We start from the raw sequence: 14,700 nt of genomic DNA, 5'->3' as shown, positions 1-14,700 counted from the left end.
GTAAATTATTGATTATTATTGTAAAATCAAATATAGTACAAACTTATTTATATGGAGGGGGGAGAATTTTGAGAGTAAAGCCTATCATTATGATATTCATATTATTCACCATAGTATTTTTTGTGCCATTCTCAGTCGCATCAGCAGAAAATGGACAAAATGTTTGGAATGGATACGATTTAGAGGTGTTGAACACCTATGATTCACAGTTGGTAGGGCAGAACTCAACTATTGAAATTATTGAGGACAAGCTGATCTATAATGGCGAATATATTGTTAAAAATAAGACTGATAAGACTATAGAAGTTATATTGGGATTGCCTTCGAATAATTTAGAAAATGTTCAGATAACAGATAGGGGCAGTTCGATTAAGCATTATAATAGAAACGGGAGTTATATTGAAGATAAATATCCGTCAGAATCATTGCCGAAGGCAGCAAAATGGCATACAATCAGCTTATGGTTAAAGGGCGGAGAAACAAGAAACCTCAATGTCAGATATGAAGCTAAACTTATTAATGACAGCAAAGGGGTGTACAGCGTCAGGTATAACAGAAATAAAAACCTGATGGATTCTGAGGCTTCAACGATTGTGTTATCTTTGAGGGATTTTTTTCCGTATAATATTTTGGACACTACCGGCATTATTTCAGACAAAGCAATATTTGGCAGCAACAATCATCTATTGCTGGAGATGAATAAGGACAGTGAAATACTTGGCTTAGATTATGAATTGCTGGATAAACTATCTATAGACAGATTGGATTTCGGCTCTGATAAAAAATTAAAAAATATTGCAGCTTCATTTAGAAAAAAAGAATATGACACAGTGAATACTTTATGTGATGAATATATTAAAAACCCGGGAGATCCTGCTTTTAGTATGGTCCAAATCCAATATGTAAAAGCGGAAGCATATAGAAAGCAAGCAAATTTTGAAAAATATTTTGAGTTCTTAAAAGGTTTGGATTTTGAAAAACTATACCCAAATAGATTGAAATATAAGATTTTATACGATGCAGATAGGATATTGCAGGGAAAGGTCCAGGATGCTCAGCTGCTTGCAATAATGAAATCGCTTCAGGCTCAAGCGTATACCGACAATGAATATATAGGCAAGTGGATGCAGGGTGACGGCAACAGTTATGAGGATGATGGGAGTATCACAAATAGAGGGGATTCAAGTCCTAATAAGGTTAAGGAAGACAGCGTAGTTGCAAAAACTATTAAGCATCTGAAGTTAGAGAATATTATTTATAAAATTAAGGCATTTAAATATACTCCACTTATTGTGATAGTTGCTGCTTTCCTGTTAGGTTATTTGTTTGGAAGAAGGACTAAAAAACGTAAAAATACCATTTCTTATTATACATTTAAAAGATAAGGAAGAATTCAGAAATGACTCAATATGAAGGTTTCTCTAATATTTATGACATTTTAATGGATGATGTAGATTATGAAAAATGGGTTAGCTATGTAAGGGATATTTTTAGATATATAAATGTACAGCCTAAAGGTGTGCTGGATTTGGCATGCGGCACTGGAAACATAACTATACCTATGGCAAAACTTGGTTATGATATTTGGGGAATCGATATATCGGAACAGATGTTATCGGTTGCTGAGAATAAGTCAAGAGAGCAGGGCAAAAAGATTAAATTTATCAAGCAAGATATAAGAAATTTGAACCTGACTGGAAGTTTTGATGCTATTATATGCGCTTGTGACGGCATTAATTATGTCCTTGAGGAAGATGAGCTGCTGAGCACTTTTCAAAGAGCTTATCAGCTTCTGAATTGCGGAGGAATATTTATATTTGACATTAGCAGCTATTATAAATTAAGTCGCATCATAGGCAATAATACTTTTGTTGAAGAAAAAGATGGGATATTTTACTCATGGGAAAACGAATTTGATGCAGCATCTTCTACTGTAACTATGGTATTGAATTTTTTTATTCCTGAAGGCAAATTATATAATAGAATAGAAGAAGTGCATGTTCAAAGGGCTTATAAGAATAAAGAGGTTTGCGATAATCTCTCCAAATGCGGATTTAATGTTTTAGAGGTCCTGGATGAATTTACTTTTTTTAAAGCCCATGAAGAAAGTGAAAGGGTATTTTTTATATCAAAAAAGTAAAGATATCCGGCTTGGCTGGAATATTAGTTGAAGACGTAAAAAAAATAATATATAGGAGGAAAAATGAAAGATATTATACTAAGAGGAACCAGTAATGATGGCGGCATAAGATTTTGGGCATGTACGACGATAAATATTGTTGAAGAAGCCAGGCTGATACATAATACCTATCCTGTAACAACTGCGGCTCTCGGGAGAATGTTGACTGCAGGCAGCATGATGGGAACTATGCTAAAGTCAGAGAACGATAAAATAACTTTACAAATAAATGGGAAGGGCCCTGCAGGCAATATTATTGTAGTATCCGATAAAACAGGAGATGTAAGGGGTTATATAGGAAATCCTTATGTAGATCTGCCGTTGAATGAAGTTGGAAAGCTTGATGTAGGTGGGGCCATAGGTAAAAATGGCCTGTTTACTGTGATAAAGGATTTAGGATTAAAGGAGCCTTATGTGGGGCAAGTACCGATTGTAAACGGTGAAATAGCAGAAGATGCGGCTTCTTACTTTGCAACTTCAGAGCAGGTTCCGACTGCCGTGGCATTAGGAGTAAGGGTTGCAAGAGATGGTAAAGTTGATTCTGCTGGAGGCTTCATTGTTCAGGTAATGCCTGGTGCTGCAGAGGATATTATTGAGTTAATAGAGCAAAATGTTAAAAATATTAAATCTGTTACTGAGGTTATACCCCTAAATGGCGCCCAGGGAATAATCGGAGAGATAATGAAAGGCGTTGAATACAGAATTCACGAAACACAAGAGGTTAGCTATAGATGCAATTGCAATAGGGACAGATTGGAAAAAGCATTGATCAGCATAGGTAAAAAAGATATCAGCGAAATAATTGCAGAGCAGGGCGAAGCAGAATTGATATGCCATTTTTGCAACAAAAAGTATTTATTCAATAAAGAGGAGCTGCAAGATATTTTGAAAAAGGCCACACAATGATATAGCTATTTTGATGATTTTTCATTTTTTCAGCTTGACTTTGAACTCTCTATGATGTATACTAAATCTTGTCGTCAGACATGACGGGCGCATAGCTCAGCTGGGAGAGCATCTGCCTTACAAGCAGAGGGTCATAGGTTCGAGCCCTATTGTGCCCACCATCAAATGGCCCAGTAGTTCAGTTGGTTAGAATGCCAGCCTGTCACGCTGGAGGTCGACGGTTCGAGCCCGTTCTGGGTCGCCATTAGAGCCTTGGTAGCTCAGTCGGTAGAGCAGAGGACTGAAAATCCTCGTGTCGGTGGTTCGATTCCGCCCCAAGGCACCATTTTTAGCATATGCGGGTGTAACTCAGTGGTAGAGTGTCACCTTGCCAAGGTGAAAGTCGCGAGTTCGAATCTCGTCACCCGCTCCATTAGGCGACATAGCCAAGTGGTAAGGCAGAGGACTGCAAATCCTTTATCCCCGGTTCAAATCCGGGTGTCGCCTCCAACAAATATATTTGCAACAAGTAAAATGCTTCTTATGGAAGCGTTTTTTTGTTTTTCAATATAAATATGATTCCACTGCAATAGCTTTAATTTAATCTTGGGGGCAATTCACCTTAGTTATCCTGACTGATAAAAGAGTGCATTGTGAAGGGACTTAGAGTTTGTTAGCGAAGTATAGGAACAGTTGCGTCAACTGTTTGAGCCAAAGCGAGTTTTGACGCAACCCTATGCAAGCTTACAAACTCTTAGTTTCGAAGCTCTGCAATCGTTATCAGTTATGATAACAGAACTGCTAAAATATAAAATCAATAGATGGAGAACAATATGGAAAAGTATCTTAAAACACCAAATATACCCGAATATAATATAAAGACAGTTTTGTTGGATTATAGAGCCGATGATGAGCTTATATTATCTTTGTCAAAGCTGGGCATCGAGGTGATAAGGACAGATTGCTGCAATGAGCTATATGACGCAATAAATGGGCACCCTGACATGCTTGTCCATCATATAGGGGGCAACTCCATGGTCATTGCACCGAATATATATGATAAGCTTGCACCAAAGCTTTTAAAAAAAGGATTTGCATTGACAAAAGGTGCTGCATGGCTTCAAAGAAACTATCCCCAAAACATAGCATATAATGTATTAAGAATGGGTAAATTGGCTTTCCACAATACAAAATATACGGATGTGCAAATAAGAAATCTTTATGAAAAATTGGATATAAAGTTAGTTCATGTGAAGCAAGGATATACAAAATGCTCGGTGTGTGTTATCGATGAATTTTCTGCAATTACACATGATCTTGGAGTTGCACGAGTTATGGAGAACTACGGGATCGATGTTTTGGTTATAAATCCCGGAGATATTGATATTATCGGGCTTGACTATGGATTTATAGGCGGTGCGTCAGGCCTCATATCAAAAAAATGCATTGCGGTTTCCGGAACGATAAAAGAATTAAAAGACTTTGATAAAATTATGGAGTTTATAGCTTTAAAAGGCATTGATATCAAAATACTCAGCAGCAAGAAAATCATGGACATTGGCTCTATAATGCCTATAAGCTATTGATTTTTAAGGGTTTTAAGCCTATATGATAATTGAATAATTGTTACTGTAACACAAATAATACTTACAGGAAGGAGTTGAGCAGATGTACTTAACAACAATTGCCGTTAAAAATAATGATGAAAAGATAAAAAATCATATATATTCAGAGCTGGAATCCATTAGGAAAGAAGATATGAATATAACGCATGAAGAATATATAGCCGGAGATACGGTCTTCATAAGATGCGGATTGAAAGAAGGATTTATGGCAAAGCTTAAAGAGCCCAGGTCCTGTGAAGACCTTAAGTATTCGCTGGCTGAAATTTTATGTGATGTTATTATAAATAATTACGAATCAAAGATATTAAAAAAGATTATAAAGGAATATTATCTATATCTGAGTGAATATGAAAGAAATCAAATATATGAATCTTCCATCAAGATTCTTGAGGCCGAAGACAGGTATAAAGAAGGATTTTATGGACAAACGAGGCGAACAAGAATTATAAGAAAGATATTAAATTATCTTAATGCAGAGAATATAATAATAATTGATGGATTTGTCAATTTCAGATTAAATGATTATATTAAAGATTTAAGCAGTATTGTGGAGAAAGCGGTAGAGAGTTATATTACTGAGAGAGAGTATAATGAATTTATAAAGCTGCTCAGATATTTTGTAGAAATACAAGAATGCAAGATCAGCACGGTTCATGTAATGCCTTCAGAAAACAGAGGTTATATTCTTATGGATAGCGAAAAAAAACTCATTGATTATGACTGCTTTGAAGAACTGAGCTTAGAGCTCAGCGACAGCGACATAAGTGTTGATGATCTGCTCATCAGCACCCTTATAACAATTGCACCCAACAGAGTAGTTATTCATAATTGCGAGGGCTTTAAAAACAAGGAGCTGTTCAGGACAATAAGCAATGTATTTTATGATAGAATAGACAGCTGTAAAGGATGCGACTTGTGCAGTATGTTTAAAACAAACAAAGAATTAAATTAATGCATTATGTAACCTGTTTATGTTATAATCAATAGTATTAAACTATTGATGTAAACGGGTGAAGAAAATGATCTATAAAATCTTATTTTCTGTGTTTATTGGCGGCGCTATCGGTTGGGTAACCAATGTATTAGCAATAAAGATGTTGTTCAGACCTTTAAACCCTATAAATATACCGATATTAGGCATAGAAATACAAGGCTTGCTGCCTAAGCGCAGGTCTGAGATGGCGGCTAGCATAGGGCAGACGGTGGAACTGGAACTGATAAACTTTAAGGAAATATTTGAGAAGCTTGTAAATGATAATAATACCGATAGGATTATTACAATAGTAAAGGATAAAATTTCTAGAAACATTTATGAAAAGATGCCTTCTTTAGTTCCTCAAATAATAAAAAATGCAGTTCTTCAATATATAGAAGAACAGATAGATCGAGAAGCTCCAAATATTATGGCGGGTTTAATCAATGAAATATATGAAAAGACTTCTAATGAAATTAAAATTGGCGAAATGATCGAGGAAAAAATAAATGCATTCGATCTGATAAAGATTGAAGAGATTACATTAAAAATTGCTCAAAGAGAGTTGAAGCATATTGAAGTATTAGGAGGAGTTTTAGGAGCAATAATAGGTTTATTGCAGGGAATATTATTATTTATATTTATTTAGTATTGACATATTAAAACAATGGCATTAAAATTATATCAATAATTAAATGCATTGAAGAGGACAAGTAAAACAATTGCTGCCATTAGAGAAGAAATGTCATAGGCTGAAAGCATTTCTTGGCAAGAATGTTTGAATACCACCTTGGAGCAGAGAGCTGAAATCAGTAAGCTTATCCGATGATCACGTTATAATCTGTGAGTTACAATTAGGGTGGAACCGCGGTTTTCTCTCGCCCCTTAGGGGACGGGAGTTTTTGTTTTTTTGTAAATCAATAGTAAAACAGGAGGGAAAATTATGATAAAAATTACTTTAAAGGATGGTTCTGTAAAAGAATATGAAAAGGGAGTAAGGATTGAGGAGATCATAGCCTCAATAGGAAGCGGATTGTTAAAAGCTGCTTTAGCAGCTAAGGTTAATGGCAGGATTTATGAGCTAGACAAGGCCATTGAAGAGGATTGCAAGCTTGAAGTATTGACTTTCGATGATGAAGATGGAAAGCTGCCTTTCAGACATACTTCTTCTCACATATTGGCTCAAGCAGTAAAAAGATTATATCCCGAGATAAAGCTCGCGATAGGACCTGCTATAGATAATGGCTTCTATTATGATTTTGATTCTGAAAAAACCTTTACTGAAGCCGATCTGGAACTCATAGAGAAAGAAATGGCAAATATAGTCAAGGAGGATTATAAGCTTGAGAGATTTGAACTTCCGAGAGAAGAAGCCATAAGATTAATGGAAGAAAAAGGTGAAAGCTACAAGGTAGAGCTGATCAGGGATTTGCCGAAAGATGAAGTTATTTCGTTCTATAAGCAAGGTGAATTTGTAGATTTATGCGCCGGACCCCATGTGCCATCTACAGGCAAAATTAAAGCCTTTAAGCTTTTGAGTGTTGCGGGAGCATATTGGCGTGGGAATGAAAAGAATAAAATGCTGCAAAGAATTTATGGTACCTCATTTGCTAAGAAGAGTCAATTGGATGAACATTTAAATATGCTTGAAGAAGCTAAAAAGAGGGACCACAGAAAGCTGGGAAAAGAATTAGAGCTATTTGAACTGATGGATGAAGGACCGGGCTTTCCGTTTTTCTTGCCCAAAGGTATGGAATTAAAGAACCAGCTTCTTAAATACTGGAGAGAAATACACAAAAAAGCAGGATATGTGGAAGTGGAAACTCCTATAATATTGAACAGGCAACTGTGGGAGACTTCAGGGCATTGGTTCAACTATAAAGAAAACATGTATACAGTACAAATTGATGAAGAAGATTATGCCATAAAACCAATGAATTGCCCGGGGGGAATGCTTGTATACAGCACTAAGCTGCATTCGTACAGAGATTTTCCCATGAGAGTTGCAGAATTGGGAAGGGTCCATAGACACGAGCTGTCAGGGGCACTGCATGGTTTGATGAGGGTCAGGGCTTTCACACAAGATGATGCACATATATTCATGCTGCCTGAGCAAATCAAAGATGAGATCAAAGGGGTAGCCACACTTATAGACGAAGTATACAAAACATTTGGATTCAGCTATCATGTAGAACTATCAACGAGGCCTGAAAAGTTTATAGGAGAGATAGAGGTATGGGATCAAGCTGAAGAAGCTCTTAAAGGAGCATTGGAAGAATTGGGGCTGCCCTATAAGTTAAATGAAGGGGATGGGGCATTTTATGGACCTAAGATAGACTTCCATCTAAGAGATTGCATAGGAAGGACATGGCAGTGCGGTACAATACAGCTTGACTACCAGATGCCGCTCAGATTTGATTTGACTTATATAGCTAAGGACGGTCAAAAACATAGACCTGTTATGATTCACAGGGTACTATTCGGCAGCATAGAAAGATTCATTGCCATATTGACTGAGAATTTTGCAGGAGCATTCCCCGTCTGGATAGCACCTACTCAAGTGACCGTGATACCTGTATCTGAAAGGCAGTATGATTATGCAAAGGAAATTGCAGGAAGATTAAATGAACTGGATATAAGGGTTGAATCAGACCTTAGGAGTGAGAAGGTGGGATATAAGATCAGAGAAGCTCAGCTTAAAAAGGTGCCTTATATGCTGATTGTAGGAGATAAGGAAGTAGAAGGCGGCAGTGTTTCCGTGAGGGATAGGAAAGAAGGAGACAAAGGTGCGATGAAGCTTCAAGATTTCATATCTCATATACAAAATGAAATAGCTGATAAGATAAACAAATAGATATTAGTTAAAATTTTTAGCTGCATTTATAAGCAAGTAGGACATGAAAATGTTTTACTTGCTTATTTTATGTCGAAGCAGTAATAATATAAAGAATATTTTGATTTTTACATACTTTTAGGCTAAAATCATATTACAGACATTTCTAAGGAGCTAATAATTTATTGAAGGATAACAGGTAAGATTTTTTACGGGGGGTGAAGATTTGGATAGAGATAACAACTCATCTCTAATGCTTCCTGCATCTATTGCTATTATTATAGCTGTCATATTTGCATTATTTAATTATGCACCCGTAAAAAAAGCTCCGATTGTGAATACAGCAGGCAGTACAAATAATACAAATCAAAGGTTGATCATTGGACGTGCCAATGATTCAGTGACCTTGGATCCTGCAAGCACAACAGAAATGAATTCCTTTAAGGTAACAGTAAATATATTTGAGACTTTGGTAAAATATGAAAAGAATGAAGGCAGGATCATACCATGTCTCGCTGAGAGCTGGAATTCCAGTGAAGATGGATTGACCTGGGTATTTAAGCTGCGCGAGGGGATCCGTTTTCACGATGGAACTGATTTCAATGCCAGTGCTGTTTGCTTTAACTTTCATAGATGGATGGATAAAGATAATCCCTATCATAACGGTAAATTCAGTTATTGGAATACAGTTTTTGGGGGTTTCCCCGGATTTGTAGATAGTGTAAAAGCACTTTCAAATCATTCGTTAGAAATAAAGCTTAACAAACCATATGCACCATTTTTAAATGCATTGGCCATGCCGGCATTTGGAATAGCCAGCCCTGAAGCTATAAAGGAGCATAATGAGGATTTATTCAAACATCCGGTTGGTACAGGCCCCTTCCTTTTAAAAAGCTGGGAGCACAATAAGAGTATCATTCTTGAAAGAAATGATAAGTACTGGAACGGAAGGGCTAAAGTTAAAGAAATAGAGTTCAGGGTTATTCCGGGAAACAAAGACAGATTGGAGGAATTGAAGCAGGGTTCAATCCACATTGCGGATTATCTGAGCCCGGTTGATATCGCAGAAGTCAAATATGATCCAAATTTGCATTTGTATTTGAGGCCCAGCTTCAATGTAGGCTATATAGCGATGAACAATGAAAGATTTCCTTTTAATAAGCGAGATGTAAGAGTTGCCATCAATCATGCAATAGACAAGGAAAAGCTTGTTAACGATGTATTTGATAATTTTGCTAAACCGGCAGCAACCTATATTCCACCGTCTCTTTGGGGCTACAATAACAATTTGAAGACTTACGAATATGACCCGGATAAATCCCGAAAGCTTATGCAGGAGGCAGGGTTTCCTAACGGTTTCAAAACCACATTATGGGTGATGGATGCGGCCCGTGACTACTTCCCAAAGCCTTTGCAAGTGGCAGAGTTTGTAAAGGAGAGTTTGAAGCAAGTCGGTATCTACGCAGAAATAAAGGTGTTTAACTGGGATGAATACTTGACAAGGATACGCAACGGAGAACATGAAATTGCACTTATCGGTTGGACAGGCGATTATGCTGATCCGGATAATTTCTTATATACTATGTTTGCATCGGAGAATGCAAAGCCGGGATTTGCCGCTAATTACTCTTTATATAAAAGCAAAGAAGCTGATCAATTGTTAATACAGGCAAGAGAAACCACAAATATGGTTTTTCGAAGGAGCCTATATAGAAGCTTACAGGAAATAGTGAATTATGAAGCTCCTTCAGTTCCTTTGGTACACACTATGCCGGTGATGGCATCACGATTGTCGGTTAGGGGATATGTACCCAGCATGACAGGTATAGAGTCATTAGAGAATGTCGAGCTTGCTTCAGAATAGTGAAAAGGTTGGAGTTTAGGAAATGAAAAGAAAGTTTCTTCGGGTTGTGTTATTCGCAGCACTTTTTGCATCAATAATCATAAATATGCCATTCAAAGATAAAAATAATACAAAAATATTCACACTTCCAGGTCTGCCTCGTCCGATAGCAAAGACTCCCATTGCTATTATTTCTGCAGGACAAAGCACGGACTCATACATAATTCACGACATATCAAATCAATTAATGCTTCGAAGCTTTTTTATGCCTCAGGCTAGAGACACAGATTTAAAAGAGGTTAATACGATAGTATTTGTTATAGGATATAGCTCGTTAGGCATGAAGCTTCAGAATATAAGCTATGAAGAAGAAATAGAGCGTATTGATAAACTTTTGGAGAAGGCCAAAAATGATGATTTAAAGGTTCTTACCATAGTAATGGGCGGAGAGCAGCTCGACAACAGAACTGAACAGATGATAAGGCTTATAGGTCCCGGAACAGATTATTTCATAGGCTTGCGCAAGTCAAGCAAGGAGAGCATTTTGATTGAGCTTACAAAAGATGAAGATATCCCGTTGACTCTGGTTGACAAGGTAAATGATATCATCGAACCCTTTGCTTCTGCTTTCCGGTAATCAACAATTATTCCCTATAAAAAGCGAATGGAAGTGGTAGTATTATGATAAATAGCGGAATAAAGGTCAGTGAGATTAAGCATGCCAGGCTATTTCTGACTGCGGGTTTTTTACTTATTTGCCTCGGCTTACTTTTCCCTGTCTATACAGAGCAAATCTGGTTTAATATAATCATAAAGATACGGGATGCCATCAATACAGGAGACAGCGGTCATCTCATTCTTGGATCGGCTAAAGCTAATTTTCTGAATGCAATCCAAAGCACATTTATTTTTATGGGAATCATGCTGGTAATATTTCATTCAAAACTCAGGTACTGCTTAACCGCTTTTGATAAATTTCTTGTATCTTCGATTGCCGTTATTGTTTTACATTGGATGGATTCTCTAATATTCAAAATATCCTGGGAACCTGTGTCAACAATAATGGCGCTTTTTATAATATTAATGCTTTTTGAGAAATTATTTGGAGAAACAAATAGTTTCATTCAGGTTTTTATAGTTTCTATACAGTTTTTTTTTGCTTTCAACTGGTTAAATATTATGCCTTTTTTTTCAATATATCTTTTTGGGCAAAGCGATATTCCTTATAGCATCAAGATAACAGGCATATACCTAAATGCTGCTGCAGTTTTGAATTTTTCCGGATTTGCATTTTTTCTGCCCTTTATCATATCCGCTTTTATAACTGCTACTCTCTTTATGATCAGCTCAAAGAATATACGCATTATGAGAGAAAATTACGAAAAAGAAAGCGAAATTAGAAATATGAGAGCAAAGGCTTTGGAAAACCGGGTATATAAAGAGGTGAAGTCTTTAGTGCATGATTTAAAGACGCCATTGGTAACGATCAGAGGCTTGAACTCTCTAATACTCTCGAAAAGCAGTAACGTAAAGCTGAAAGAGTACAGCGAGCGCATTGAAAGTTCGGTAACAAAGATGAGTGAAATGATATCAAGTTTTCTTTATGAGGATTCCCGCCAGAGATTGAAGACTGAAGAACTGATAAGCTATATAAGGGCACAGCTGCCTCTAGAGGATGAAGAAATAAGATTTAAAATCAGTGTTGACGATGAGCTTTCAGATGTATATATAAATAAGATTTTGATTGCCAGAGCAGTTATTAATATACTGGAGAATGCAATTTTCGTACCATGCAAGCATCCCTATAAAATAATAAACATGGACGTAAAGCAAGCAGAGGAAGGAATTAATATAATGATTCAAGACAACGGTATAGGCATAAAGGAGTCAGAGCTTGATCGGGTATGGGAGATAGGCTACTCGACAAACGATACTTCAGGCTTGGGCCTCCCGTTTGCCAAAAGTATCTTTGAGGACAATGGGGGAAGAATAGAAATTCATAGTCAGGTGGACATAGGAACAACAGTTGCTATCTTCCTGCCTTCCTTTGAATTTTACGAAAAGTCGCTATACAAGCCTATGAATATTTAGAATTGAGGTGATTCTGTTGAAAAGAGAAAATGTGCCTAGAATCTTAATAATAGACGATGAAGCTGATATTCTTTATACTCTAAAAGAAATATGTATATATGGGGGGTGGGACGCTGTCACGGCATCAGGCGGCAGGAAAGGATATAAACTGTATAAGATATATAAGCCTAATCTGGTTATAGTGGATTATCATATGGCAGACTGGGATGGATTGACTACGGTAAAGAAAATCCGTGAAACGGACAATGCAGTATCAATCCTGGTGCTGACTGTTGATGAAAATCAGGAGACATCAGAAAGATTAATTGCTGCAGGTGCAACTGATTTTGCCATAAAACCGATTAAATCTCCAGATTTGATTTCACGGATAAAAGTAAACCTTAGAATTAATGAAATACAAAAACAACTTACTAAAGAAGTGCATCAAATATATGTTGATAAAGGAATAAGCCCTGCTACCTTAAATATTATATATGATTACTTCAGGGAGCAAGATAAAGGGCTTACAATTGATGATATAACCAGCGGCCTTAATCTGGCATATCAGACTGTACACAGATATATATCATATATGATTGAGGAAAAAAAGATTGAGATTGTTCCTATCTATGGACAAATAGGCAGACCTAAGAATAAATACAAGTTACTATAAATTCAATTATGGAGCTGCTGCAAGATATGTGTTAAGAATGCGTCTTCCAGCAGTTCTATTCTGACTTTTTGCATCTATCAATAAGATACTCTTCTTCAAATTTCCATTTTGTTGAAAGCATATATTTTTTATTTCCAAAAACTTCAGAGAAATATGTTATAAAAATAGGAATAGTCTGATAATTAACGAAATTACAAATATATATTAATAAACAATTTTTCTTCCATATTTTTGTTCAGAGGAGATAGCGTTTTATATGATTCATGAGCATATATTTATAATGATTAGCATCTGAAAAGCAGTGTTTTTCAGACTAATAAAAATGTTTAAATGGAGGGGAATCTATTGAAAAAGGTATTAGCTTTAGTACTGACCATTGTAATGGTACTCAGTATTGTCGGATGCGCCAAGCCGGCAGAACCGGCAAACGGTGGAGCAGAACAACCAGCGAGCTCAGGGGAAACTGCTGCAGCACCGAAATACAAAATTGCTATTTACACAGGAACAGTGTCTCAAAACGAAGAAGAGTTCAGATCCATGGAAGCTGCAGCTAAAAAATACCCGGGTATGATTGTTTCACAGACTTATCCAGATTCATTTACAACAGAGCAGGAGACACTTATTTCTAATGCAGTTGGTTTAGTATCAGATCCCGATGTCAAGGTCCTGATCATGAATCAAGCGGTTCAAGGCGCAGCGGCGGCATTTGAAAAGGTTAGAGAGGCCAGGCCGGATGTTTTGATTTTAGCTTATCAGCCCGGTGAAACGGATATCATTGCCGCTAAAGCCGATGTCATTATTAATGGAGATGAAGTAGCACAGGGGTATAAAATTGTTGAACAAGCAAAGAAGCTTGGAGCAAAGACATTTATACATTACTCTTTTCCAAGACATATGTCTTATCCGCTTATCGTACAGAGGAGAGAGATAATAGTATCCGAGTGCGAAAGACTGGGAATAAAGTTTGTTGACGCCACAGCTCCAGACCCGGCAGGTGATGCTAGCATTACAGGAGCACAGCAATTTATACTGGAAGATGTTCCGAGAAAGGTTGCCGAATACGGTAAGGATACCAATTTCTTCAGCACAAACTGCGGCATGCAGGAGCCTTTAATAAAGTCATGTGTTGAACAAGGAGCCATAAATGCTCAGCAATGCTGCCCCAGCCCATTCCACGGCTATCCTGGTGCGTTAGGCATATCAGTTGAAGGGCATAGCGGAGACTCCGAATACATGGTTGAACAGATTAAAGCAAAGCTGGCTGAAGCCGGTGTTTCGGGAAGGTTCTCATCATATGCTTTCCCGCTTGCAATGGTTTCTACCGCAGCTTTTGTTGAATATGGCAGAATGTATTGTGAAGGACAATTGAAAGATAGAAATGATCCGGAGGCATTGCATAAATGCTTTGATGAGGTATCAGAGGGCTATAAGATTTACTTTGATAACTACAAAACAGCAGATAAAGATAATAAAACAGTAGTTCAAGAAAATTTCTATCTAGTGCTTGCTGATTATATAACATTCTAAAAAATTCTAAATCCTATAGGTAGTATGAATTCAGCTTAATATCATATAAGGTTGCCGTTTAAACGGCAGCCTTATATGATATCCATTTATAC

At 36.9% G+C, this 14,700-nt stretch carries 12 protein-coding genes, 5 tRNA genes and 1 other annotated feature; all 17 genes read left to right on the top strand.

The window, feature by feature from the left end; all coding sequences use genetic code 11:
* Positions 1-68: 68 nt before the first annotated feature.
* Positions 69-1,385 carry a hypothetical protein gene (locus LJD61_RS16110; RefSeq protein ID WP_255228565.1) on the top strand — a complete coding sequence of 439 codons (1,317 nt, stop codon included), beginning with the start codon at positions 69-71 and terminating at the stop codon, positions 1,383-1,385.
* Between the two features lie 14 nt (positions 1,386-1,399).
* Complete coding sequence (locus LJD61_RS16105; protein WP_255228564.1) at positions 1,400-2,140, top strand: class I SAM-dependent DNA methyltransferase; 741 nt, start codon at positions 1,400-1,402, stop codon at positions 2,138-2,140.
* Positions 2,141-2,203: 63 nt separating this feature from the next.
* Positions 2,204-3,085, top strand: a complete 882-nt coding sequence (hslO, locus tag LJD61_RS16100) for an Hsp33 family molecular chaperone HslO (RefSeq protein WP_255228563.1) — start codon at positions 2,204-2,206, stop codon at positions 3,083-3,085.
* An 85-nt stretch (positions 3,086-3,170) separates the two neighbouring features.
* Positions 3,171-3,246, top strand: a tRNA-Val gene (locus LJD61_RS16095).
* Between the two features lie 6 nt (positions 3,247-3,252).
* Positions 3,253-3,329, top strand: a tRNA-Asp gene (locus LJD61_RS16090).
* 5 nt (positions 3,330-3,334) lie between these two features.
* A tRNA-Phe gene (locus LJD61_RS16085) sits at positions 3,335-3,410 on the top strand.
* A 12-nt stretch (positions 3,411-3,422) separates the two neighbouring features.
* Positions 3,423-3,497, top strand: a tRNA-Gly gene (locus LJD61_RS16080).
* A 3-nt stretch (positions 3,498-3,500) separates the two neighbouring features.
* Positions 3,501-3,574: transfer RNA gene (locus LJD61_RS16075), tRNA-Cys, on the top strand.
* A gap of 323 nt (positions 3,575-3,897) precedes the next feature.
* A complete protein-coding gene (locus tag LJD61_RS16070) occupies positions 3,898-4,650 on the top strand; it encodes a DUF6873 family GME fold protein (RefSeq protein WP_255228562.1) in 753 nt (250 codons plus the stop codon).
* An 82-nt stretch (positions 4,651-4,732) separates the two neighbouring features.
* Positions 4,733-5,641 carry a putative sporulation protein YtxC gene (gene ytxC, locus LJD61_RS16065; protein ID WP_255228561.1) on the top strand — a complete coding sequence of 303 codons (909 nt, stop codon included), beginning with the start codon at positions 4,733-4,735 and terminating at the stop codon, positions 5,639-5,641.
* Positions 5,642-5,708: 67 nt separating this feature from the next.
* On the top strand, positions 5,709-6,311 hold the full coding sequence (locus tag LJD61_RS16060) for a DUF445 domain-containing protein (RefSeq protein WP_255228560.1): 603 nt from the start codon (positions 5,709-5,711) through the stop codon (positions 6,309-6,311).
* 42 nt (positions 6,312-6,353) lie between these two features.
* Positions 6,354-6,551, top strand: a binding site (T-box leader).
* Positions 6,552-6,605: 54 nt separating this feature from the next.
* A complete protein-coding gene (gene thrS, locus LJD61_RS16055; protein WP_255228559.1) occupies positions 6,606-8,516 on the top strand; it encodes a threonine--tRNA ligase in 1,911 nt (636 codons plus the stop codon).
* A gap of 205 nt (positions 8,517-8,721) precedes the next feature.
* Positions 8,722-10,359: an ABC transporter substrate-binding protein gene (locus tag LJD61_RS16050; protein ID WP_255228558.1), complete on the top strand. Its 1,638-nt coding sequence runs from the start codon at positions 8,722-8,724 to the stop codon at positions 10,357-10,359.
* Between the two features lie 22 nt (positions 10,360-10,381).
* Complete coding sequence (locus LJD61_RS16045; RefSeq protein WP_255228557.1) at positions 10,382-10,975, top strand: DUF6305 family protein; 594 nt, start codon at positions 10,382-10,384, stop codon at positions 10,973-10,975.
* 44 nt (positions 10,976-11,019) lie between these two features.
* The gene (locus LJD61_RS16040) at positions 11,020-12,429 is read left to right on the top strand and encodes a sensor histidine kinase (RefSeq protein ID WP_255228556.1); all 1,410 of its coding nucleotides are present in this window, start codon (positions 11,020-11,022) and stop codon (positions 12,427-12,429) included.
* Between the two features lie 16 nt (positions 12,430-12,445).
* Positions 12,446-13,081: a response regulator gene (locus LJD61_RS16035; protein WP_255228555.1), complete on the top strand. Its 636-nt coding sequence runs from the start codon at positions 12,446-12,448 to the stop codon at positions 13,079-13,081.
* 345 nt (positions 13,082-13,426) lie between these two features.
* Positions 13,427-14,608, top strand: coding sequence for a DUF3798 domain-containing protein (locus tag LJD61_RS16030; protein ID WP_255228554.1), 1,182 nt, complete (start codon positions 13,427-13,429; stop codon positions 14,606-14,608).
* Positions 14,609-14,700: the final 92 nt, after the last annotated feature.

The organism is Lutispora saccharofermentans (genome assembly GCF_024363565.1).
GTDB lineage: Bacteria > Bacillota > Clostridia > Lutisporales > Lutisporaceae > Lutispora > Lutispora saccharofermentans.
The sequence above is the reverse complement of the archived record's forward strand: the minus strand, read 5'-3'. Positions and strand labels throughout refer to the sequence as shown.